23 protein-coding genes are annotated in these 23,561 nt (G+C 45.8%); 16 read left to right on the top strand and 7 right to left on the bottom strand.

The features are described 5' to 3' along the window. Positions 1-157: 157 nt before the first annotated feature. The 3 genes from V7R55_RS18710 to hslR all read right to left on the bottom strand — a co-directional run bounded on the left by V7R55_RS18710 (position 158) and on the right by hslR (position 3,538). Positions 158-1,720, bottom strand: a complete 1,563-nt coding sequence (locus V7R55_RS18710; RefSeq protein WP_334060830.1) for a phosphoenolpyruvate carboxykinase — start codon at positions 1,718-1,720, stop codon at positions 158-160. A gap of 490 nt (positions 1,721-2,210) precedes the next feature. Then, complete coding sequence (hslO, locus tag V7R55_RS18705) at positions 2,211-3,110, bottom strand: Hsp33 family molecular chaperone HslO (protein WP_334060827.1); 900 nt, start codon at positions 3,108-3,110, stop codon at positions 2,211-2,213. Positions 3,111-3,133: 23 nt separating this feature from the next. Then, positions 3,134-3,538, bottom strand: coding sequence for a ribosome-associated heat shock protein Hsp15 (gene hslR, locus V7R55_RS18700; RefSeq protein ID WP_334060825.1), 405 nt, complete (start codon positions 3,536-3,538; stop codon positions 3,134-3,136). 128 nt (positions 3,539-3,666) lie between these two features. Here hslR and gspC point away from each other — a divergent pair, with 128 nt between their 5' ends. The 13 genes from gspC (at position 3,667) to V7R55_RS18635 (ending at position 16,701) form a co-directional block, all read left to right on the top strand. Continuing rightward, positions 3,667-4,584 carry a type II secretion system protein GspC gene (gspC, locus tag V7R55_RS18695; RefSeq protein ID WP_334060823.1) on the top strand — a complete coding sequence of 306 codons (918 nt, stop codon included), beginning with the start codon at positions 3,667-3,669 and terminating at the stop codon, positions 4,582-4,584. A gap of 114 nt (positions 4,585-4,698) precedes the next feature. Further along, entirely contained in the window at positions 4,699-6,744 is a 2,046-nt protein-coding gene (gene gspD, locus V7R55_RS18690) for a type II secretion system secretin GspD (protein WP_334060821.1), read from the top strand. 1 nt (position 6,745) lies between these two features. Then, positions 6,746-8,305, top strand: a complete 1,560-nt coding sequence (gene gspE / locus V7R55_RS18685) for a type II secretion system ATPase GspE (RefSeq protein ID WP_334060819.1) — start codon at positions 6,746-6,748, stop codon at positions 8,303-8,305. Beyond that, on the top strand, positions 8,306-9,532 hold the full coding sequence (gspF, locus tag V7R55_RS18680; RefSeq protein WP_334060818.1) for a type II secretion system inner membrane protein GspF: 1,227 nt from the start codon (positions 8,306-8,308) through the stop codon (positions 9,530-9,532). Next, a complete protein-coding gene (gene gspG, locus V7R55_RS18675) occupies positions 9,532-9,969 on the top strand; it encodes a type II secretion system major pseudopilin GspG (protein WP_012520130.1) in 438 nt (145 codons plus the stop codon). The genes gspF and gspG overlap by 1 nt, the downstream gene beginning before the upstream one ends. A gap of 5 nt (positions 9,970-9,974) precedes the next feature. Then, positions 9,975-10,601: a type II secretion system minor pseudopilin GspH gene (gene gspH / locus V7R55_RS18670; RefSeq protein WP_334060816.1), complete on the top strand. Its 627-nt coding sequence runs from the start codon at positions 9,975-9,977 to the stop codon at positions 10,599-10,601. Further along, positions 10,598-11,056, top strand: a complete 459-nt coding sequence (gspI, locus tag V7R55_RS18665) for a type II secretion system minor pseudopilin GspI (protein ID WP_334060814.1) — start codon at positions 10,598-10,600, stop codon at positions 11,054-11,056. The genes gspH and gspI overlap by 4 nt, the downstream gene beginning before the upstream one ends. A gap of 1 nt (position 11,057) precedes the next feature. Further along, on the top strand, positions 11,058-11,684 hold the full coding sequence (gene gspJ / locus V7R55_RS18660) for a type II secretion system minor pseudopilin GspJ (protein ID WP_334060812.1): 627 nt from the start codon (positions 11,058-11,060) through the stop codon (positions 11,682-11,684). Positions 11,685-11,743: 59 nt separating this feature from the next. Next, entirely contained in the window at positions 11,744-12,754 is a 1,011-nt protein-coding gene (gene gspK / locus V7R55_RS18655; RefSeq protein WP_334060810.1) for a type II secretion system minor pseudopilin GspK, read from the top strand. Next, a complete protein-coding gene (gspL, locus tag V7R55_RS18650; protein WP_334060808.1) occupies positions 12,754-13,953 on the top strand; it encodes a type II secretion system protein GspL in 1,200 nt (399 codons plus the stop codon). The genes gspK and gspL overlap by 1 nt, the downstream gene beginning before the upstream one ends. Next, positions 13,950-14,429, top strand: coding sequence for a type II secretion system protein M (locus V7R55_RS18645; RefSeq protein WP_334060806.1), 480 nt, complete (start codon positions 13,950-13,952; stop codon positions 14,427-14,429). Before gspL ends, V7R55_RS18645 begins: the two co-directional genes overlap by 4 nt. Beyond that, on the top strand, positions 14,426-15,181 hold the full coding sequence (locus V7R55_RS18640; RefSeq protein WP_334060804.1) for a type II secretion system protein N: 756 nt from the start codon (positions 14,426-14,428) through the stop codon (positions 15,179-15,181). The genes V7R55_RS18645 and V7R55_RS18640 overlap by 4 nt, the downstream gene beginning before the upstream one ends. A gap of 86 nt (positions 15,182-15,267) precedes the next feature. Then, positions 15,268-16,701, top strand: a complete 1,434-nt coding sequence (locus V7R55_RS18635) for a YdgA family protein (RefSeq protein ID WP_334060802.1) — start codon at positions 15,268-15,270, stop codon at positions 16,699-16,701. A gap of 291 nt (positions 16,702-16,992) precedes the next feature. Here the strand turns inward: V7R55_RS18635 and V7R55_RS18630 are convergent, their stop codons facing one another. The 4 genes from V7R55_RS18630 to yrfG all read right to left on the bottom strand — a co-directional run bounded on the left by V7R55_RS18630 (position 16,993) and on the right by yrfG (position 21,296). After that, entirely contained in the window at positions 16,993-18,120 is a 1,128-nt protein-coding gene (locus tag V7R55_RS18630) for an MBL fold metallo-hydrolase (protein WP_334060801.1), read from the bottom strand. A gap of 236 nt (positions 18,121-18,356) precedes the next feature. Beyond that, on the bottom strand, positions 18,357-19,745 hold the full coding sequence (locus V7R55_RS18625; protein WP_334060799.1) for an NAD-dependent succinate-semialdehyde dehydrogenase: 1,389 nt from the start codon (positions 19,743-19,745) through the stop codon (positions 18,357-18,359). 280 nt (positions 19,746-20,025) lie between these two features. Next, positions 20,026-20,577: an inosine/xanthosine triphosphatase gene (gene yjjX, locus V7R55_RS18620; RefSeq protein WP_438823609.1), complete on the bottom strand. Its 552-nt coding sequence runs from the start codon at positions 20,575-20,577 to the stop codon at positions 20,026-20,028. Positions 20,578-20,597: 20 nt separating this feature from the next. Continuing rightward, a complete protein-coding gene (gene yrfG, locus V7R55_RS18615) occupies positions 20,598-21,296 on the bottom strand; it encodes a GMP/IMP nucleotidase (protein WP_334060795.1) in 699 nt (232 codons plus the stop codon). Between the two features lie 71 nt (positions 21,297-21,367). Here yrfG and nudE point away from each other — a divergent pair, with 71 nt between their 5' ends. From nudE to V7R55_RS18600, 3 genes are all read left to right on the top strand, one after another. After that, positions 21,368-21,931: an ADP compounds hydrolase NudE gene (gene nudE / locus V7R55_RS18610; protein WP_179985011.1), complete on the top strand. Its 564-nt coding sequence runs from the start codon at positions 21,368-21,370 to the stop codon at positions 21,929-21,931. Positions 21,932-21,934: 3 nt separating this feature from the next. After that, entirely contained in the window at positions 21,935-22,780 is an 846-nt protein-coding gene (gene cysQ, locus V7R55_RS18605; protein ID WP_334060793.1) for a 3'(2'),5'-bisphosphate nucleotidase CysQ, read from the top strand. A gap of 127 nt (positions 22,781-22,907) precedes the next feature. Next, positions 22,908-23,492: a YceI family protein gene (locus V7R55_RS18600; RefSeq protein ID WP_334060792.1), complete on the top strand. Its 585-nt coding sequence runs from the start codon at positions 22,908-22,910 to the stop codon at positions 23,490-23,492. Positions 23,493-23,561: the final 69 nt, after the last annotated feature.

Here is a 23,561-nt window from a genome sequence, read left to right as displayed (position 1 = left end):
GGGTGAATGATAGCCAGTGCCTTGCTCAACTTAAATAAACATACGTATTCATAATGTTAAATTTGTTAACAACAATACAAAAAAGCCCGCAACACGGTGCGGGCAAAACATCAATCACGTTGAGTGTGATGAACGTTGGGAAGGGGCGGACCGAGTGTTAGTTACCCGGTCCGGCTTTAACGATAGCGTCGCTAACGTCATATTTTTCAAAGTTCTGTTTAAAGTCGTTAACTAAGTTAGCGGCGTATTCGTTGTACTTCTCTTTGTCAGCCCATGTGTTTTGCGGCACAAGTAAATTGCTGTCTACGCCTTCAATGGCAACTGGGACATCTAGATTTAGCGCGTCAATGTGCTGAGTTTCAACATCAGCCAAATTGCCCGATACAATCGCATCGATGATGGCGCGCGTAGTAGGGATATCAAAACGGCTACCTGTGCCGTAAGGGCCGCCCGTCCAACCGGTATTGACCAAGTAAACCTTAGCGCCAAACGCTTTAACACGCTTAATCAGAAGCTCTGCGTACACACCTGCCGGACGCGGGAAGAAAGGCGCACCAAAACAGGTTGAGAAGGTTGATTCAATATCGCTAGTAGAACCAATTTCCGTAGAGCCGACTTTCGCTGTATAGCCACTTAGGAAGTGGTATGCCGCAGCTTCTTCGCTTAGTACAGAAACGGGAGGTAATACGCCACTTACGTCACAGGTTAAAAATACGACCGAGCGAGGTTCTCCACCACGGTTTTCTGCAACGCGCTTTTCGATATGTGAAAGTGGGTAAGCAGCTCGCGAGTTTTGGGTTAGTGATGTATCGGTATAATCTGGTGTGCGTGTATCATCAAGCACTACGTTTTCCAAAATAGTGCCAAACTTGATCGCATTCCAAATGACAGGCTCATTCTTTTGAGAAAGGTCGATACACTTAGCGTAACAACCGCCTTCAATATTAAATACGCTGCCTGGTGCCCAGCCGTGCTCGTCGTCGCCAATTAGGAAACGCTTAGGATCCGCTGAAAGCGTGGTTTTGCCAGTGCCTGAAAGGCCAAAGAACAAAGTAACATCACCTTCTTCACCCACATTCGCTGAACAGTGCATAGGAAGCACGTCTTTTGCTGGAAGCAGGAAGTTTTGCACTGAGAACATGGCTTTTTTCATTTCGCCCGCGTAGCGCATGCCAGCAAGTAATACACGCTTTTTAGCGAAGTTGATGATAACTGTGCCGTCGCTGTTGGTGCCGTCACGCTCAGGTTCGCAGGTGAAACCAGGTACGTTTAAAATTTGCCACGGCTGGTCACCTTTAACATTCCACTGCTCAGGGATGATGAAGAGGTTACGAGCAAAAACGTGCTGCCACGCGGTTTGCGTTCTTACTTCAAGCGACAAAGCATGTTCAGGGTCAGAGCCCACTTGAAGGTGTGAAAGAAAGTGTTCTTGGGTAGACAGGTAAGCTTCAACACGGTCCCACAGCGCATCAAATTTGTCAGCGTCAAAAGGCTTGTTCACCTTGCCCCAATCGATGTCGTTTTCTGTTGAAGGCTCTTTAACGATAAATCGATCGTTTGGAGAGCGGCCAGTACGTTTGCCGGTTTCAACGACTAGCGCGCCGTTTTTGTCTAATACACCTTCACCGCGTAATACGGCGCGTTCGATAAGTTCTGCATTTGGCAGATCGGTAAGTGGCGTTACTTTCAGTTCCGTTTGAATTGAGGCTGCTGCGGTCATGGCTGTTACCCTATATGTAATTTTTCAAAAGCACTTTCAAAAAAGTATCACCTCTTCGAGTGTAAAGTAAATAAGGGCTTAGGCGCATTTATAAGACATATAATCATTATTTAAAACGTTGAGATTTCATAAATATTGTAAATTAATTACAGTAAAAGCGTTTTCCTTGGATATAAATGCATAAAATATGCGTAGCGAGGCTTTAATGATCGATGAATTTCAAAATAAAAAACGTGTAAATTTTTTTGAAAGTCGAAATGAAAGCTTTCGATTAAAGTTAAAAAAGGAGCCGACAACACGTCGTTGAAAACTTAAACACTTACTACTGAACACTTTTTGACCACAAGTGAAGTATGATAATTATTCCTGGGTGTGTTTAGCATAAAAAAGCACCTCATAAGAAGTGCTTTTTTCTGTGGTGCTTGTGTAGATGTCATGATTCGCTATGTGGCTTACGCCTGAAATCATTGATTGACCCAAATACAAATAGCTACTGATTTGAAGAGGATACGCCAAAGTTGCCGCTGTGAATGGCTTCAACGTCTATACTGTCAAATCGGTATTCTGCGTGGCAGTACTGACAGTTCATCTTTATCGCGCCTTCTTCCGCTATAATTGCGTGAAGTTCCGATTTTTCTACATGACGAAGCGCTTCTGCACTGCGCTCTTTTGAACAAGAACATGCAAACGATACGTCTTTTGCCGGGTACATTTCCACGTCTTCTTGGTGATAGAGACGGTATAAAATGTCCTCTACCGGCAAAGAGAACATCTCTTCTTTGGTCAGTGTTTCGGTAATTTTTGAAATGTGTGCAAATTCATTGGCCTGCGACACGTCAGTTGCGCTTGCATCGGTAGGTAATACTTGCAATAACACGCCCGACGCTTTCGCATTTTTAGGATTGCTCATGTCTGTCATTAGGTGCACGCTAGTTGCAAGCTGTTCTGACTGTGCAAAGTAGCCTTCAATACATTCAGCAAGAGACGGTTTATCTAAGGCTACTACACCTTGATAACGCTCGCCTTCATCTGGTGTAATAGTGATCACTAGCACCGCTTGAGACAACAGCTCCGAAAAAGTATCTGGCAGCGTATCTAGCGTCTCATCCCAACGCGCTACTCCGCGTAATGTTTGCTCGTGCGTGGCGTTTAATACTGCGTAACTGACCGGGCCCTTGCTTTGAATTTGAAGTGAAATCTCACCTTTAAACTTTAGCGTTGCCGTTAACAAAGACGTCGCCGCGGCCATTTCGCTAAGCAAAGTTTGAATTTGCACTGGATATTCATAGCTATGCACTATGTTTTTAAGGCTTTCATCAAGGCGCACTAACTCGCCTCGAACATTAGCTTGGGTAAATAGGAAGCGGTGTAATTTATCGAAATCGCTCATAAATGATCCTGTTGAGCAGCACACTATTGCTGCTTAAATTTAATAATCTGTCGTCGCTGCTTTTTATCAGGTCTATGATCTGGTTTAGGGCTGTGAAAAGCGCTCATTTTTCGTGCAGCCTGGTTTTCTTCACGTTTTGTTACACTTTCAGCCGTTTCTTCGAAAAGTGCTTGTGCCAATGGCGCACTCAAACGCTTGTCACTTAAGCCTAGCACTTTTATTTCGCGAACATCCCATCCCGCGGGAACTTTAACCATGGCCCCAAGCTCTACATGTTTACCAGGTTTGGCCCGTTGCCCGTTGTACTGGACTTTTCCCGACTGCACCATGTCTCTAGCAATGGCGCGCGTCTTAAAGAACCTTGCAGCCCATAGCCACTTGTCCAGCCTAACATTTTGTGGTGTATTGTTACTTTCCGATTGGCTCATGTAATAATTTCGTAATGGTGCGGCTTTAGTGTTTGACCCTCACCTTTACTAGGCTATTATGGGTTTGCTAAAGCGCGGTTAACCAAAAATTCACTATATTATAATAAAGCAGTACCATTAGTGGCAGCATGACATTCAATAAACCCAATCCACAATCTCTGGTTGTTTATCTAGGCCAGCATCAAAAACAGCTACATACCATAGTAGTGGTTCTGCTTAGCCTGTATTTAATTGCATTTGCTGCCAAACTCGTGTGGCGAATTATACCTGAACCTCAACTATCTGCGACACCCACAGTAAGCCGTGCTCCGGTTATTTCATCGTCATCAGGCAAAAGTGGGGTCAACATAGCGAAAATACAACAGCTGAATTTATTTGGTAATGCGGCAGCTAAACCTGCTGAGCCCGTAGCCGAAGTAACTGACGCCCCTGAAACGCGTTTGAACCTTACCTTAACGGGTGTGGTAGCAAGTTCAGAGCAAGAGGCTGGTACGGCTATCATCGAAAATCGAGGAAGCCAAGCGGTATATGGTTTAGGCGAAAAAATTGAAGGTACGAATGCTACACTCCAGAAAGTGTATAACGATCGCGTCATTATCAAAAACGGGGTAAGAAACGAGACCCTTATGCTAGACGGCATCGACTACGATGAAGCGAATAGACGCCGTGAGATGCAGGCAAGAAACCGACCTGAGCCAGAAGAGTTAGAAGAAGACACCGTTGAGCTTAGCGAAGAAGCATTAGAGGCAACTGCGGCACTTCGTGAGCGGCCAGCTAGCTTTACAGACTTTATTTCGATATCGCCGAAAACCGAGGAAGGCCAGCTTATTGGTTACCAGGTTAGTCCTGGTAAAGAGCCTGAATTATTCAAATCGGCCGGGCTTCAGGCTGGCGATGTTATTAACCAAATTAACGGGCTAGACCTTACCGACTTGCAACAATCGCAAGAGGCTTTGTCTGAGCTACGCAACGCACAAAATATAGAATTAACGATTATTCGAGATGGCAGTTTAACCACGCTCTACTTAGATTTACCCGAGGCGTAACAACAACTAAAACGGTAACGGCTCGCTTTTTACTAGTAAGCGTTTGTGTAGAGGTCAGCACGTAACTGACAAGCAATTCAGCCATCGACATGTTAGGAAATGAAGGAAGTTAGAATGAAAAGGCGCACTAGCCATAAACTATTATCTCGCTTAGGCACAGCTATGTGTACGGCGCTTCTGTGTTTCTCGGTGACTGCCGCTGAATACATGCCTAATTTCAAAGATACTGACATCAATGAATTCATCAATATTGTTGGTAAGAACCTTGAGCGGACCATTATTGTCGATCCAAACGTACGCGGCAAAATTAGCGTACGTAGTTACGATATGCTCAATGAAGATCAGTACTATCAATTCTTCCTTAACGTACTACAAGTTTACGACTTTGCTGTGGTTGAAATGCCAAGCGGTATTTTGAAAGTTGTACGCTCTAAAGACGCGAAAACCTCAAATATTCCAGTAGTGGAAGGCGCACAACAAGACGGTGATGAGTTTATTACCCGCGTAGTACCAGTATATAACGTGCCAGTGCGTGAGCTTGCGCCTATTTTGCGACAGCTTAATGACCAAGCAGGTGGCGGTAACGTGGTAAGTCACGACCCATCAAACGTTATGATGTTGACAGGCCGTGCGGCGGTAGTGAACCGTCTTGTGGAAATCATTGAACGCGTAGACCGCGCAGGCGATGAAGAAGTCGAAATCGTAAAGCTTCGTTATGCGTCAGCATCTGAAATGGTGCGAATTATCGAAAGCATTAATAAGTCTCAAGGCAAAGCGAATACGGGTGCAAAGTCTGAGCCTCGCGTGGTAGCTGACGATAGAACTAACTCGGTTATCGTAAGTGGCGACGTTAAAGCCCGCCAGCGCCTTATTAACCTTATTCAGCGCATGGACCAAGAACTTGAGTCTAACGGCAACACTCGCGTATTGTTCCTTAACTACGCAAAAGCAGAAGATCTGGTTAAGGTACTCCAAGGCGTATCAGCCAGCATTCAAGCAGAAGAGCAAGGCAGTGCTAACACATCACGTCGCTCAAGCTCAAATCGCGAAATCAGCATTGACGCACACGAAGATTCTAACGCCATCGTTATTACCGCAGAGCCGGATATGATGCGCTCTTTAGAAGAGGTTGTACGTCAGCTGGATATTCGTCGTGCGCAGGTACAGGTTGAAGCCATTATCGTTGAAGTCTTCGAGGGTGACGGCAATACATTAGGTGTACAGTGGGTCTCGGAAGAGGGCGGCGGCACACAGTTCAATAACGGCGTTATAGGCGTCGGCTCTTTGGCCGTAGCACTGCGACAGGCTGAAGATAGAGAAACCACGCAGACAAACATCACTGCCAACGGTGAAGTGGTTGAATCAACGGACACTATCGAAGGAGACTTTACTGCACTTGCAAGCTTACTTGGTGGCGCTAACGGTCTAATCGCCGGTGTTATCGAAAATGGCTGGGGCGCAGTGGTACAAGCGGTTAGCACCGACACCAACTCCAATATTCTTGCCACGCCTCACCTTACCACTATGGACAACGAAGAAGCGTTTTTCATTGTAGGTCAGGAAGTGCCCATTATTACAGGTACAACTACAGGCGCGAACAACTCTAACCCATTCCAAACGGTCGACCGTCAAGAAGTGGGTATTAAGTTAAAAGTCACGCCTCAAATTAACGAAGGCGACGCGGTTCAGCTTCTTATCGAACAAGAAGTGTCGAGCGTAAGCGGTGCAACCTCAGTAGATATTTCAATTAACAAGCGTGAAATCAAAACCACCGTGATCGTTGACGATGGCGGTACTATTGTACTGGGCGGCTTGATTGATGAGGACGTACAAGAAAGCGTCTCTAAGGTACCCTTGTTAGGTGATATTCCGATACTTGGTCACTTGTTTAAAACCACATCGACCAGCAAGCGCAAGCGCAACCTAATGGTATTTTTGAAACCAACCATTGTACGCGATGGCGCTACGATGAATTCAATCAGTCACCGTAAATACAACTATATTCGTGCGCTACAGCTGAAGCGTCAGCAAGAAGGCGTGTCTCTAATGCCATCGGCTGAAACGCCAAGTATGCCTGAGTGGAACAATGCACTAGAACTACCACCTTCATTTGAAGAATATCTTCTAGAGAAAGAGAAACAAAAAGAAGGTAACGAGTAGTATGGCGGATGAACAACTTACTCAAGCGCTGGAGGCTCAAGAAGAGGCCCTAGAAGCTATGGGTGAAGAGGCCGGTTTACCCGAAGATGAGGCCGGTCCTAAGCAACTATCGTTTAGCTTTGCAAAGCGCAACCAAGTATTGCTGGAAACCAACGAGACGCCGGCAGTTTTGTATTTTACCGAGAATACGCCGTTTGACGTTTTCGCCGAAGTTCGGCGCTTCTACGGGGAACCGTTTGTACCTAAAACCATACCCGCTGACGAGTTTGAAAACTTACTGACTAGCGCGTTTCAGCGCGATAGTTCTGCAGCTAAACAACTAATGGAAGACCTTGGCAACGAAAGCGACTTGTTCGCTCTTGCCGAAGACTTGCCTGACACTGAAGACCTGTTAGATAGCGAAGATGATGCGCCTATCATCAAGCTTATCAACGCCATGTTAGGCGAAGCGATAAAAGAAGGCGCGTCGGATATTCACATTGAAACCTTCGAGAATCAGCTTGTTGTTCGCTTCCGCGTAGACGGTGTTTTGCGCGAAATTTTGCGTCCTAACCGTAAGCTCTCGTCTATGTTGGTGTCCCGTATCAAAGTGATGGCAAAATTAGACATTGCCGAAAAACGGGTGCCTCAGGATGGTCGTATTACGCTTCGTATCGCCGGTCGTGCTGTAGATGTTCGTGTTTCTACCATGCCTTCGAGTCATGGTGAGCGCGTAGTTCTGCGTTTACTAGATAAAAATAATGCGCGCCTGAATCTAGAAGATTTGGGCATGACGCTTCAAAACCGAAACCATTTTTCGTCTCTTATTAGAAAGCCCCACGGCATTATTTTGGTTACCGGCCCAACAGGCTCTGGTAAAAGTACCACGCTGTACGCAGGTCTTAGCGAAATAAACTCGCGAGACAGAAATATTTTAACGGTTGAAGATCCTATCGAATTTGACCTACCAGGCATTGGTCAAACTCAGGTTAACCCTCGTGTGGATATGACCTTTGCCCGCGGACTCCGCGCTATTTTGCGTCAAGATCCTGATGTGGTAATGGTGGGTGAGATTCGCGATATAGAAACCGCCCAAATTGCGGTTCAAGCCAGTTTAACCGGTCACTTGGTACTGTCTACGCTGCATACTAATACTGCAGCAGGCGCTATTACTCGTTTAGAAGACATGGGGATTGAGCCATTCCTGCTGTCTTCGAGTTTATTGGCCGTACTGTCACAGCGACTAGTACGTACTCTTTGCCCAGATTGCAAAAAGCCACATACACCAGACGCTTCTGAGCTTGAAGTACTGGGTCAGAGCGCAACAAGCGAGACTACCATCTATAAACCGCACGGCTGCGCAGCGTGTAATCAAACTGGCTATCGTGGCCGTACCGGTATTCATGAGCTCTTATTAGTTGATGAAAAAGTGCGTGAAATGATGCACGAGGGCGTGGGCGAACAAGCTATTGAACGCTACATCAGAACTTCTACTCCAAGCATCCGTGAAGACGGCTGCAGCAAGGTACTAGCTGGAGAAACTTCTTTAGAAGAAGTGCTTCGAGTAACGAGGGAAGACTAGATGGCGGCATTCGCTTACAAAGCGGTTAATGCCCGCGGTAAGAATACAAATGGGGTACTTGAAGGCGATAACGCACGTCAGGTACGCCAACAGCTGCGCGAAAAAGGCTTAATCCCCTTAGAAGTAGAGCAAGTTGCAGAGCGCTCGCAAAGCGAAGGCAAAGGCTTTTCTTTTTCTTTGTTTAAGCCGCGTATTTCAGCATCGGATTTAGCGCTTCTTACACGCCAACTTGCTACGCTGGTAGAGTCCGCTCTTCCCATAGAAGAGGCACTGCTAGCGGTTGCTGAACAATGCGAAAAGCCTCGCCAGAAGAACATGATGATGGCGGTGCGCAGTAAAGTTGTGGAAGGTCACGGCCTTGCCGACGCGCTTGCACAATTTCCTAGTGTGTTTGACGAACTATACCGCGCAATGGTTGCAGCTGGTGAAAAATCCGGTCACCTTGATACCGTGCTTAACCGACTGGCCGATTACACAGAGCGCAGGCAGCAAACCCGCAGCCAAATTACTCAAGCGATGATTTACCCATCGTTAATGCTGTTCTTTGCAATGGGTATCGTCTTACTGCTTTTAACCGTGGTAGTGCCAAAAATTGTTGGCCAGTTTGACCACATGGGGCAAGACTTGCCGGGCATCACACAGTTTCTTATTTCTGTAAGTACATGGCTTCAGAACTACGGTTTATTTATGCTAATTGGCATAGGCATACTTATTGTTATTATTCAGCGTGTACTGCAGCAAAAGCACATGAAGCTGCGCTATCACAGAGCACTTTTAACCCTGCCTCTAATAGGCAAAGTTTCAAGAGGCTTAAATACGGCCCGCTTTGCTCGTACCTTAAGTATATTAAGTGCCAGTGCAGTGCCGCTACTTGAAGCGATGCGTATTTCAGGTGATGTGCTTGAAAATCAGCATATTAAAAATCAAGTAGCCGATGCGGCAGTGAACGTTAAAGAAGGCTCCAGTTTGCGCGCCGCGCTAGACAACACGAAAATGTTTCCGCCAATGATGATGCACATGATTGCATCAGGTGAAAAGTCTGGCGAGCTACAGCAAATGCTAGCTCGCGCTGCAGATAATCAAGATAGGGAATTTGAAGCGCTTATTGGTGTCTCACTTAAGGTATTTGAACCCTTACTTATTGTATCGATGGCGGGTATTGTCCTGTTTATCGTTATGGCAATATTGCAACCAATTTTAGCATTGAACAACATGGTGAATATTTAATGAAAACACTTAATCGCAGTTCTGGTTTCAGTTTGATTGAAGTCATGGTCGTACTTCTTATCATCGGTATTATGGCATCGATGGTTGCACCACAAATCTTGGGTAACCAAGAAGAAGCGCAGCTTAAAAAAGCCGCAGTAGACATTCAGCAAATGGAAAGTGCGCTTGAAATGTACAAGCTACGCAACAACCGTTTCCCAACCACAGAACAAGGTTTAGATGCGCTTGTTACGGCACCTACTATCGACCCTATTCCACGTAACTATCCTGAAGGCGGCTTTATCAAGCGTCTGCCTGAAGACCCATGGGGCAACCCATATGCGCTGATCAGCCCAGGAGAGCTTGGCGTAGTGGATATTTTCTCTAATGGGCCAGACGGTGAACCGGGAACTGATGACGACATTGGTAACTGGAACATCAACGAATACTTGAACTAACCTATATGCGCTACCGCGGCAGTACATCGGCTTATAAAGCAGGCTTTACCTTGTTAGAAGTCATGCTGGTACTGCTGCTTATGGGCTTGGCAGCAGGTTACGTTATGTTTAACGCCTTCGGCGCAAGTAAGTCAGACCTATTAAAGACCCAAGCCCAACGCTTACAGGTCATTATTGATATGGCCAGCGACTTCGCGGTATTAAATCAACAACAGCTGGGTGTACGTTTTGAAGCCGACAAAAACGAATACTACTTCGTTTACTTAGACGACGATGATGAGTGGCAGCGTATTGAAGGGGAAAAAACCTACGAGCCCTACACGTTACCCGAACCTTTTTCCTTCACGTTAAATTTAAACGACCTACCGTGGGACGTGGAAGATAGACTCTTTGACAGAGACTTGTTCGACGAAAACCTCAGTGTTTCTGACGAAGGGGTAGAAATAGGTAACGAAGAAGAGAAAAAGCTGCCTCCACCACAAGTGCTGATTATGTCGAGCGGCGAGATCACGCCCTTTACCGTATCGTTTAACTACGAAGGCGATGAAGGCGACGACCCTGTCTATTTCAGCCTGCAAAACCAAGACTTACCGCCTTTAGTGCTTGAAGGGCCCCTGGAGCGCCCACTATGAAAGCGCCCACTATGAAAACGCCTACTATAAGCACAGCCACGGTGAGTATATCCAAAACAAGCGGTGCCTCTAACAAACCCCATAATCAACGTGGTTTAACCCTACTTGAAGTTATGGTGGCCCTGCTTATATTTGCGTTAACAGGCACAGCGGTACTTAAAGCCGCTGGCGAGCATTTATCTAGCGTTGGACAAATAGAGTCTGTCACTTTTGCCAATTGGGTAGCGAGCAATCGCCTTAACCAGCTTCAACTTGATACTACCTGGCCTCCAAAGAATAATTTAAAGGGCACGATGGAGATGGCTGACCGCACTTGGTTCTGGCAACAAACCGTCGCGAAGACCAACGATAACGACTTACGTGCCGTTACCGTTTCGGTAGGCGAAGACGAAAGCTACGAAAGCTCAGTGACATCGGTCACCACTTTTGTGGCTAAGCCAACGGCGGGGAACTAGTATGCAGCGCGGATTTACGCTTATAGAAATACTGATTGCCATGGCCATATTTACCCTTATCGGGCTGGCATCAACGGGCTTGCTTACCACCGTTATCGACAGCAATGATATTTCTGAAGAGCGTTTTGCTAAGCTCCAATTACTACAGCGGGCCATGATCACCATTGAACGAGATCTTCAACAAGCAGTGCCCCGCGCGACTCGTGTAAACGGTGAAAAGCAAGATGTGGTAATGGCCGGTGGAGAAACCGACGACAGCGATGATGATGGTATTGGTTTTGTGCGAGGCGGTTGGCACAATCCTCAGTTAATGTTGCCAAGAAGTACTCTACAATTCGTTGCCTACAGGCTCCAAGAAAACAAGTTAGAACGTCTTTACAGCAACTATGTGGATAATGTCATCGGCTATGAGCCAAAAGTACGTGTGCTGTTAGAAGATATAGAAAGCCTTAAAATCGAATTTCTTGCCACAGCTAACAGCGGTTCGTTAAATGAAGACGAAGACCTGTCGTGGAGTGAAAACTACAAAGGTACGGCACTACCGCGGGCAGTCGCAATAGAGTTTGTAAGTAAAGACTTTGGCAAAATTAGAAGGGAGTTCACCTTAACCACGGGTGAATCGTCATAATGCCAAACACAGAAACACAACTTTTAAAAAATCATAAGCGCAATAGAACAGCGACGTGTATGCGCCAACTGTCTAGCCCACAAGCTAAACAAAGGGGTGTAGCGCTGATGATTGTTCTAATGATTGTGGCATTGGTGGCCGTATTGGCTACAGAAATGGGCACGCGACTACAGCTACAAGTACAGCGCACTACGAATTTAAAAGACAATAATCAGGCGTACTGGTACGCCATGGGTGCCGAAGCTTTTGCGCGCAAGTCAATTCAGTCCCTGATAGAAGAAAGCCCTGAGGTTATTTCTGTTGACCAACCTTGGGCACAAGAATTTAGCTATCCGTTAGAAAATGGTGGCTTAACGGCTAATTTGGAAGACCTTCAAGCTTGCTTTAATCTTAATGCGATAACATCGGGTAGTACTTCGAATAACGCAAACAGCGCGTCAAGCAATACCACAGAAGCTATGGAAGCCTTTCACACCATGCTGCTATCGCTAAACGTTGATGGGTTAGACAACTTTACCGCCGATACGCTGCGTGACAGCTTAGCAGATTGGGTAGATGAAGATGACAGCATGCGCCCCTATGGCGCAGAAGACAGCGAGTATGAGTCAAGAGAGTTTCCATACCTTGCGGCCAACGGACCACTGGCATCAAAAAGTGAATTGCGTATTATTAACGGAGTATCACCAGCGTGGCTAGACGATTTAATGCCTTTAGTTTGCGTGATCCCAGATTACAGTGAATTGAAAATAAACGTTAACACGTTAGAAGAAGAAGATGCACCACTGTTAGCAGGCCTAACGGGGCTTGATATTCAGCAAGCTGCGAGTTTACTCAGCAGCCGCCCGCAAAATGGGTGGGATGATAAGAATGCATTTTTAAATGAGCCGTCTATTCAAGCGCTAAACCTAACAAGCTCTCGACAAGATTGGTTTGTAGTTAAAACTGAATATTTTATGTTGCATACAAAAACACAATACAACAAAGCAACCTTTAAGCTTTCCACCGTGTTTCGTGCAAGCGCCGATAGTGGCGTAAGCATTGTGAATCGCGAGTTTGGGGGAACCTATTAATGGAACAATTATTGGTGCGTTTAGGCGCCAACTATACCGACCCGATAAGCTGGCTCGTTTATTCAAAATCTGAAGACGAGATCATTGCTTCTGGTGAACTACCTAGTGCAGAAGACTTATCTACGCTCACTGAGCGCGCTGGTCAGCGAAGCGTCATCGCTTTAGCACCTAGCAGTGAGATACTGCTTAAATGGGTAGAGCTACCGCCTAAAGCTGGGCGTAAAATTATCTCTGCAATTCCATTTATGCTAGAAGACGAATTGGCGACCGACATTAGCCAGCAGTTTTTCGCCATTGGCCCCAAGCGCGGTGACAACCAAGCTGTCGCTGTGGTTAGCCATGAAAAAATGGAGCAGTGGAAAGCTTGGCTGAGCGAAGCAGAGCTATTCTGCGACACCATTATTCCTGATGTACTCGCGGTTCCAGTAACAGAAAACGGCTGGTCGGTACTGACCTTAGGTGAGCAACTATTGGTTCGCCAGGACGAATTTAAAGGGGTGCAAGGCGAACAAACCTGGCTGCTTCCTACATTAGTACACTTCACTGCGCAGCAAGAAGCACCTGTGACCATTACGAATTACGCAGGTATTGATTTAAGCAGTCTGCCGAATATTGAAGAAGCACAGGCCCCACTTGAATTGCCTATGCAAGTCTTGGCCAAAGAAGCCATGCAAAGTAGCTTTAATTTGTGCCAAGGCGAGTACAAGATTAAACGTAAGCGCAGCGGTGTGCTAAGTCAGTGGCGTGTCGCTGCTGTACTCGCTGTACTTGCACTGTGTACCAGCTTAATAGATAAAGGCGTTACTCTTTATCAGCTGAAGTCGCAAAACCAATCACTTAGCAGTGAAATAAGTAGCGCAGTTAAAGCTGGGTTTCCAAACATTGGTACCTATCGCAACGTGCGATTAAAGCTGCAAAGCGAGCTTGCCAAGCTAGAGCAGGGCGGTGGTGATGCATCCATGCTTATTATGTTAGATCAGCTAGCACCGGCTTTTTCAGCCACCGACGTTAAGCCGCAAACATTGCGATTCGACGCTACCCGCACAGAAATTCGGATTCAGGCGCAAGGCAAAAACTTTGAAGCCTTAGAGCAGTTTAAACGCAGCGCTGAAAACGCGGGTTTTGTGGTTGAACAGGGTGCAATTAATAATCGTGACAATGGCGTTGTGGGTACAGTGTCAGTAAGGAGTACGTTGTGAACGCGCTTTTAGAAAAATACAAAGCCCTCACTGAACGGGAACAAAAATTAGTGCTCATTTCTGCTGTGGTGATAGTGATAGCACTGTTTTATTTTGCAGTATGGTCGCCGCTCAACGCTGCGCTAGACAAACAAAAACAACTGCTTGATAACCAGCAGTCGCTTCTAGTTTGGGTAAAAGACAGCGGTGCACGCGCTCAGCAGTTACGTCGTAGCACGGGCAACAAACGGGCGTTTTCGGGGTCGTTACCGCAAGCGGTGAACCGAACAACTGCCCAACATGATATTGCTATTTCCCGTATGCAGCCTCAAGGTGATGAACTGCAAGTATGGGTAGACCAAGCGCCATTTAATGCGGTGCTAGAATGGCTTAAAGCCATGGAAAACATGGGCGTAGTTATTCTTCAAGCCGATATAGCTGAAGCAGATGCGCCGGGCTATATCAAAATTCGCCGACTACAGTTAGGTAAAGCATGAAGTCGAAAGTTAGTTGGATCATAGGCGGAATTCTTGCCTTCCTATTGTTTGCTATTGCGTATATGCCCGCAGTGCAGGTTATTGGTCGTGTAACACTGCCAAATAACGTCTCAGTAAGCGGAGTAAGCGGTACCTTATTTTCTGGTAAAGCACAGACCCTAGTGGTTAGCGGATTGCCGGTTAACAACCTAAAGTGGGAACTCAGCCCACTTCACATGTTATTGGGCAAAGTTAAGCTAGACCTCAAAGCAGGTAATATTCGCGATAAAAATGACATCGCGTTTGAAGGGCCTGTCACCACAGGGCTTTTCAGCCAAGATACAATTAATACCGAGAACTTTACGCTGTACCTACCTGTAGATAGAGTACTTGCACAAGTTCGCCTACCCTTACCGGTAAATGCAGGCGGACGCTTCAAAGTCTCGTTAAATGACCTAACATTTGGCCCAGCGTGTGAGTCGCTAGATGGCACAGGAGATTGGTTAAACGCGACGGTTGCGGGAACTCAAGGGCCCATTGATTTCGGTACTTACTCAGCGAAACTTCGTTGCGAAGGGAAAGACATTGGCATCATGGTGAGCGAGCCTAACTTGTTAAGCTTATCTATGGACGTGGTCATTCCTACCAACATGAAAAATATCCGCGTTAGCGGTAAGTTTAAACCCGACGAAAGCTTACCCAACGAAGTACATCAAGCGGCTCGCTTATTTGGTACACCTAATAGCAGCGGGTATATCCCGATAAAGCTTTAACCTGCGAAGTAGAATTACTAACACAGAGCGTGCCCTGATTTTTTAAATCAGGGCACTAGGAAACACACTCAACAAAGGATTGTACAATGAACAAACCACTTTTAGCTGGCGCTGGCGTTACTTTAGTTGCGCTTGGTATTGCCCCTTATTTTATCGGCTCTAGCGTTGAAGATAATATTAACGCAGCGATAAACGAAATTAACGAACAGGCTGTGTATTCAGCCGAAGTCCTTTCATACGACAAAGGCTGGTTCTCAACAAAAGCAGAAGTCAAACTTGCTATCGACTTTCAAGCGCTTTTTAATGCGCAAAATGTCGATGCTGCAGAAATGCCTTTAGACGAAAACCCCAACATTACCGCTACTTTGGTCGCTCATCACGGCCCGGTGTACTTCGGCGACGGTGTAGGATTAGGTCGCGTTCACTACACGGTGTTTGTTGATGGCGATAAATTGAGAGAGTATGTTCAATGGGATGCGCAACAGCCCATTTATCACAATGAAGGGGTAGTTGGTTTATTTGGCGACCTAAGCTATGAAGATGTAATTCCCGCCCTTAGCGCAACCGATGAAGAAGAAGGCTTTACCCTGCTATTTTCTGGCTATACAGGTAAAGCTAAGCCAGATGGGGGCCAAACCTTGTATACATCTTCGGGCGAATCGCTAAGCATCAACGCCGATGAGTTTTCGATGAAAATGGCTAACTTATCTATGGATGTAGCCTATGACGGCAGCATGATGGAAGCTTTCAAGGGTGAGTTATTTGAATCTAAAGTAGAAGCACTCATCGAAACCATGGAAGTATCTGGCCTTGAAGCGGGCGCTACGGTGCAGCTAGAAAATATTGCGCTGATTACAGACACTAACATTGATGATGACAACAATACCGCCAATGTGTACGTAGAATACGCCATTGATAGTGTCAAGGGGCCAGAACTTGAAGCCTCTGATATGGTGTTAGGTGTTGCCCTAAACAACTTAGACGTAGACTTCATCAAGGCTTATCAGGATTTTAGCAACACGTCTTTAATGGTCCCTTCTGAAGAAGTACCCGCTAAAATGATGGAGTTTATCGAAGCAAACCTACTGCCTCAGCTTAAAGCCGAGCCCGAACTTAACATCACCACGCTTAAAGCAACGTTGCCTGAAGGCTCGTTTACTGCCCATGCAAATACTAAGCTAGTAGGCATTGATGCGCTGCCCGGTACCATGGAAGATGTGGCTTATTGGGTAACCCATCTCATGGCCGATGCACAAATAGTCGCTGACAAGGCTTTTGCGCAAAGCGTAGCGTCTGGTTATATGATGGGTCAATTAATGGCAACACCACAAGCGCAAAACATGTCAGCAGAAGAACTCGAAGCCGCAGTAGAGCAGCAAACTCCAATGATGTTAAGCACCTTTGCTCAGCAAGGCTTGATAAAAGAAACCGAAAAGGGTTACGAGACAAAACTGGAGCTCAAAGACGGTAAAGCCAGCGTTAACGGCACGCCTATTCCGCTGCCTTTTGCGCCTCAGTAATAAATAGAACAGAATTTTAAATACCCGAAAAGCTAAATACGGTTGATAGTACGGTTGATAGTACGGTTGAAAGTACGCTTGAAAGGACAGTTAAAAGCGCGGTTAACACAAAGCGCTATTTGCGCTAAGCATTGACTGACTTAGCCTGAGTTAAGCACACCCAAATTAAAAATGCAGAGCCAAACGCTCTGCATTTTTTTAGATAACCCCATTCTACTCAACGTTATACCCGCAAAACCCAAGCCCCTTATTACAAACTACCATAGCTAAGTTTTTGACTTAAATCTGCGGCTAGTTGTCATCAAGCAGTTCGATATTCATCAATTCTTGAGCAGCGTACACACGAGCTTCGGCTACGACTGTAATAGCCTCGGTAAGCGCGTCTAAGCCCGATTCGCTGCGCTTCATAATATGAGACAGTACAATGCGCTTTGCTTTAGATTGGGTGGCAATATCAACAATTTGTGTTGGTGTCATATGCAGATTTTTCGCAACGCGCCCCGCATTATCGTCAATGGCGTTATGCAGCACTAAAAGGTCAGCGTTTTTAGCAAAGCGCGATAGGTTTCCCTCTTTATCGTTAGTATCACCAGAAAATACCGCTTCACACCCGTTAGCCTTAACCTTCCACGCAAGTGTTGGTATAGGCCCGTGATTTACCGACATAGCTTGAACGCTAATGTCACTATTGACTGCGTATTCAAAGGGTTTCTTTAGTGTGGCGCTAGCAACGCTTTTCGTCGATATTGTGTAATCGTCTTTCCCATCAATTGTATAAGAAGACAGATATTTAAACGCGCCCTCCTCGCCAATGAGCGATATTACGTAGGCGTTAGTTGAGGGCATAGTTCCGTTACCGTCTGGACCTATTACCCATAAATTTTTCTCGCGATTGGTGAAATAGCCACCTTTAACGAAGCTGGGTAAATCTGCTGAATGATCGGTGTGTAAGTGGGAAAGTAGAATCGCGTCAAGGGTTTCAAATGACGCGCCAGCAGCGCCGAACTGAACACTGCTGCCGCTGCCAGCATCTACCAACACGCGGGCTTTATTATTTACCCAGATCAAATAAGCACTAGATGTTCTTCCATCATCCAATTCAGGTCCGCCAGACCCCAGCACCTGCACTGAGACATTACCGCAAGCCATAGAAGTTGTGTTTTTGCTCTCACTTTTTACATGATTCGTTTGTTTAGAGGAGGGTTGAGGTAATACATCAGTTTGCAGTGATGCATGAAGCAACGCACTAGACGATGCAAATGCCGCAGAGGAAAGCGCCAGCGCAGCAGTAGCAACTAGAATGGTCAACGAGCCTGTATACGCTTTGTTGTTAAGCATCTTGCGCCTAATGGATCTGTTGCGGCCCTTTTTGTCTGCACTTAATCCTAAAACGGTTACCGCTCTATGTAGAATCTTCATCACCACCATCCTTTGTCACTTTTTATGGTTTATACATTCATATCAAAGGAAAAGACCTGATATGGTCACAAAATTATTCAATGGAGGCTAAGTAGTAGGCGAGAAAGGATGTAAATATAAAAGAGAAATAGAAAAGAGGACATACAAAAATGGACACGTAATACGTGCCCATTTGTAGTGACTTATTTTGCTTAGCTGATATTTTTACCTAGCTAAAAGCTATATTTAACTAGTGATCACTCCGCAGCGTTCTCTGCTACCATAATGGTTTTGATATTTACGAATTCACGCATACCATAACCACCGTGTTCACGGCCATAACCACTGTCTTTCACACCGCCAAAGGGTAAGTTCGGTTGTGCAAGAGAATACCCGTTAATGTTTACCATACCGGTATCAAATTCATCTTTCGCTAGGGCAACAGCTTTATCAGTATCAGTACTAAAGATACCGCCGCCTAAGCCATAGCGCGAATCGTTTGCGACTTCCATCGCCTGTTTATCGTCGCGAGCTCGAATTAACGACGCAACAGGGCCGAACAGTTCATCATCATACGCCGGCATGCCAGATGATACGTCTTCAAGCACAGTAACAGGGTAAAAGTAGCCATTAGAATCTGGAATTTCACCACCCAGGGTAAGTTTCGCTCCAGCTTCTACTGATTTTTTCACCTGCTCATGAAGTTCATCTCGTAAGTCTTCTCTGGCCATAGGGCCTAGGTCAGAGTTTTCATCCGTTGGGTCACCCACTTTAAGCTTCTTACACTGCGCTACGAACTTGTCTCTAAACTCGTCATAAACACTATCCACGATTACGAAACGTTTAGCCGCTACGCAAGTTTCACCGTTATTTATTACGCGACCTTGAATACACATTTCTACCGCATGATCGATATCAGCATCCTCGAGTACCAAAAACGCATCATTACTACCAAGCTCCATCACGGTCTTTTTAGAAAGGCTCGCAGCTTCTTTCGCAACTTGTTTACCGACTTCATCACTACCAGTGAAGGTAACGCCGCGCACGTATTTATGCTTGATTAGATCGCTTGCCGTACCACCATCAATTAACAACGACTGATATACGTTTTTCGGGAAACCAGCATCTTCGTACATCTGCTGGATGGCTTGTGCCATACCAAACACGTTTTTAGCGTGTTTAAGCACTGTCGTATTACCTGCCATGATGTTCGATACGCTGTAGCGAATAACCTGATAAAGCGGGAAGTTCCACGGCTGAATGCCCAGAATAACGCCAATAGGTTGATAGGTAATAATCGCACGACCACCTTCAAAAATGCGGTGCTCGTCTTCTAGAAATGATGCGCCATGCTCTGCTGTATAACGACATATTTGAGCACACAACTGCACTTCTTGTTTACCCTGCGCCATTACTTTACCCATTTCTCGGGTCATTAGACTAGCAAGGTCGTCAATGCGCTCTTCCATTAAATCCGCAAGGTTGTTGAATAAATCAGCGCGAGTTTCAAATGACGTTCGGCGCCAGTTCAAATATGCTTCTTGAGAACGTGTTACCGCTTGTTCGGCGTCTTCTGCTGACATCAAATGATAATGATCGATCTTTTCACCTGTAGCAGGGTTGTAGGTATTAATTGTCTCACTCATTGTCACTCTCCTTAATCCGTTAGTTAAATTAAAGGTGCAACTAGAAAGCCAAATTGCAAAAAACTTTTTTTCGCAATATATTCAGCAACATAAGACAATTTAACAGCAAAGATGGAAACTGAGAATAAAACTGGAATTAGAAAAGATTACCTATCGCAGTAAAGATTTCAGAGCGAACACTTCAGGAAAAAAGAGGCGGCCCTCAAGAGGTCACATTTGTCCAAGGGCCTATATGCTGCGTTTTGTAATGGCTAATTTGGTGAGAGGAAACTTAGCCTGACTAGTCGGTATATAAGTCTGGAAAATGAAACTTCGCCATCGCAAGAGTCAACGCAACTTCGTAAACACTTTGACGCGATGCATGATTTAGAGTCAGTAGCCCAATAGCTCCGCCTTTTTGCTTTATATTTACCGTATCAAAAAGCTTGTCCATAACCGGCCCAAGCTCTTCGCCACGCTGTAGCGCCTGATAAACGCTCACTGGAAGGGGCAAACTCGCACTTCGTGTTACCGACCAGTGGCCTTCATGGTAAATCGCCACATAGGCAAAGGTCGCGGGGCCATCTTCAAATACATCCACCCCACCTTCAATTGCCACATACCATGCGTCATTAAGGCCGCCCTGATGATGAGCTAGCATGGCCTTCACCCGATTAATAGCACCCAGGCGCGTTTCATCTTCATTCATCGGCTGGTCGGGCACGCCGCTTGGCACAGCCATGCCCTGGGCGTCAAAATCGTGCTCTAGTGTGTCGGAAAGTGTATTGAGCGCAGCGTTTATTTTTACCGGATTTAGCGAGCCTACAAAAATTGTGTCAGATACCATTTGCATTTGTCCTTTAAAATGTCCGGTCAAACAGCACCAACAGGGTTCTGCTTGATATCTTCTAACATTAAACGGTAATCGCGTACCGCTGGGAATTCGCTAATATTGCGATTTGGCAAGGTACTATCAGGGTTGTCGACAGCAAGTAAATGTTTGATACCGTACGTCTGTGCCGCTTTCAAAATAGGCAGCGAGTCATCGACAAATAAGGTGCGGCTATTATCAAACTGCACTCTCTTTTGTAGTCGCTCCCACAAAAGCTGAGACTCTTTGGTTACGCCAAATTCATGGGTAGAAATAAGGTTGTCGATGTGCACATCAAGTTGGGTGTGCTCTATTTTAAGTGCCAGACTGTTTGGATGCGCATTGGTTACTAACACTACCTGCCTACCTGAGTCATGAAGCGCATCGAGAAAGGGAATGGTATCGTCGCGAAGGGCTAACAAGTGCGCCAACTCTCGCTTCAGCGGCATAAACTCATTTTCTAAGTCCATTGCAAGAGTTTCAGCCCAGTAGTCTAAGCAGTACCACTGAATTTGCCCAAACACTGACTCATATCGCGCGCTCATTTCCTTTTGACTCTCGGCCTCAGAAATACCTTTTATCTGAGCTAACCGCTTAGGTAAATGGTGCAGCCAGAACTGGTTATCATAGTGAAGGTCCAGCAAAGTACCGTCCATATCTAGCAGTACAGTTTCTATTTCATTCCAGGGCAGAAAGGGCAAGCGATTTTCCTTATAATGAAGTAAGCTAAGAAATTGTATACAAGTATGATAACAAAGTTGTAGCGAGAGACATGCCAAAAATTGATCCGAACAAACCGTTACCACACATTCATTCTCGTGAAATCGTTGCGCAAAGCAAACTCTTTAGGGTAGAACGCTTAGACCTTGAGTTTTCGAACGGCGCCACCCGTGAATTCGAGCGGATGGCGGGCGGAAACCGGGGTGCTGTAATGATAGTGCCTATGCTTGATGAAAACACCATGGTGTTAATTCGCGAATATGCTGCCGGCACGCATTCGTATCAACTAGGTTTCCCAAAGGGTTTAATAGACCCTGGCGAAACTGCCATTGAAGCTGCTAATCGCGAACTACAAGAAGAGGCGGGCTTTGCGGCGAACGATCTTATAGAGCTTCATAAGGTCAGTATGGCGCCCACTTTCTTTAACGCCAATATGACTATTGTTTTGGCTCGCGACTTGTATCCAAAACAACTTGAAGGCGACGAGCCTGAGCCTCTTGAGGTGATTCACTGGCCTTTAGACGAAGCAGATGCTTTACTTGCACGAGAAGACTTTGTAGAAGCACGCTGTATAGCCGCGCTGTTTTTAGCTCAAAAGTGGTTTAAGGAACAATAAACAATGCCCGATGACGCCCATGCCGACCTACTAGAACTTGCGAAAGAAATTGCCATCGAAGCCGGTGAAGCTGTGCTAGAGGTATACGATAAAGGTGAGTTTGACGCTTATCAAAAAGACGATGAGTCTCCCGTTACTAGCGCAGATTATTTAGCAAACGATATCATCAACAAGCGCTTACAAATCGCAACGCCTGATATCCCAATCCTCTCAGAGGAAAACAAACACGCAAGTTTAGAAGAGCGAAAGCATTGGCCACGATACTGGTTGATCGATCCCATCGACGGCACCCAAGAATTTATCGCCAGAAGCGGGGATTTTGCGGTCAACATTGCCTTAATAGAGAACAATGAGCCAACTATCGGCGTTATTTTCTGGCCTCCAGGGCAATCGTTATATTATGCCCAGAAGGGCAAAGGTGCGTTTAAGTCATCCCCTGATGGCGATCACCCAATAAACGTTCGCAAGCTAGACGACCCTAAAAATAGTGTGGTTATGATTGCGATTAGCCGTCGCCAGTCAAGAGAAAAAGTCCTCAGCAGAATGTGCGCCAAGCGCGTATATCAAACGCTTCCATTGGGAAGCTGCTCACTGAAAGCCTGCTTTATTGCCGAAGGCAAAGCTGACGTATTTATGCGTATTGGTATTACTGGCGAGTGGGACACTGGCGCATCGCAGTGCATTGTCTCTGAAGCTGGCGGGAGTATCGCCGCGGCCAACTTTGAACCACTTACTTACAATCAGCGTCATTCGCTAGAGAACCCAGATTTTGTGGTAATGGGCGATCAAAGGGTGCCATGGCAAGACGTAGTCCAGTATGATGACTTCGTAAACCCACATCAGCACTAGCGCGTACTATTTACTTAGCGCAGTGCAATAAACCTACGTATAATAGCGTAGTAATGTTGCTGGGCCATATTACTCTGGCATTGGTTAAATCAAGCCAGATGGAACCCAAAAGTAAAAGGAGTAACCTATGATGACTACACGTATTCGCACGTTATCTGCAGCATTGCTCGCATGTGGGCTAGCATTCCCTGCCGCAGCCGACTGGTCAATAGACGGCGAGACAAGTGCACTACATTTCTTATCAACTAAGAATGCACAAGTTACTGAAGTACATAAGTTTGATAGCTTTGATGGTTCGCTGTCTGACAGTGGTAAACTTGCCGTGGCGGTAGACTTATCGTCAGTGAATACAGCAATTGATATTCGCAATCAGCGAATGCAAGAGATGCTGTTTAACGTGAGTAAGTTTGCAGAGGCTAAGTTTGAAGCTAACTTACCTGAGTCGATGATGAACCTGCAAGCGGGTCAAGTTGTTAACGGGAAAGTGGATGGCATTTTGATGTTACATGGAAAGGCCGTTCCTACATCATTTTCTATTAAGGCGAGTAAAGTAAACGACGATACACTAACTGTATCCACTACTGCTCCCACACTCATCAAAGCCGAATCTTTCGGCCTTGCTGAAGGCGTAGCTGCGCTTCAAAAAATTGCAGGGCTTAAGAGTATAACAACAACTGTACCCGTGACGTTTTCAGTTACGTTTACTCAATAAAACACAGTTACTTTTGCCATCTATCTATAATAGCTAAGTGACACATAAATAAACTTAAAAAAACCGCAC

Origin of the sequence: Alteromonas sp. S005 (assembly GCF_036864475.1) — a bacterium.
In the GTDB taxonomy this organism is placed as follows: domain Bacteria; phylum Pseudomonadota; class Gammaproteobacteria; order Enterobacterales; family Alteromonadaceae; genus Alteromonas.
The sequence above is the reverse complement of the archived record's forward strand: the minus strand, read 5'-3'. Positions and strand labels throughout refer to the sequence as shown.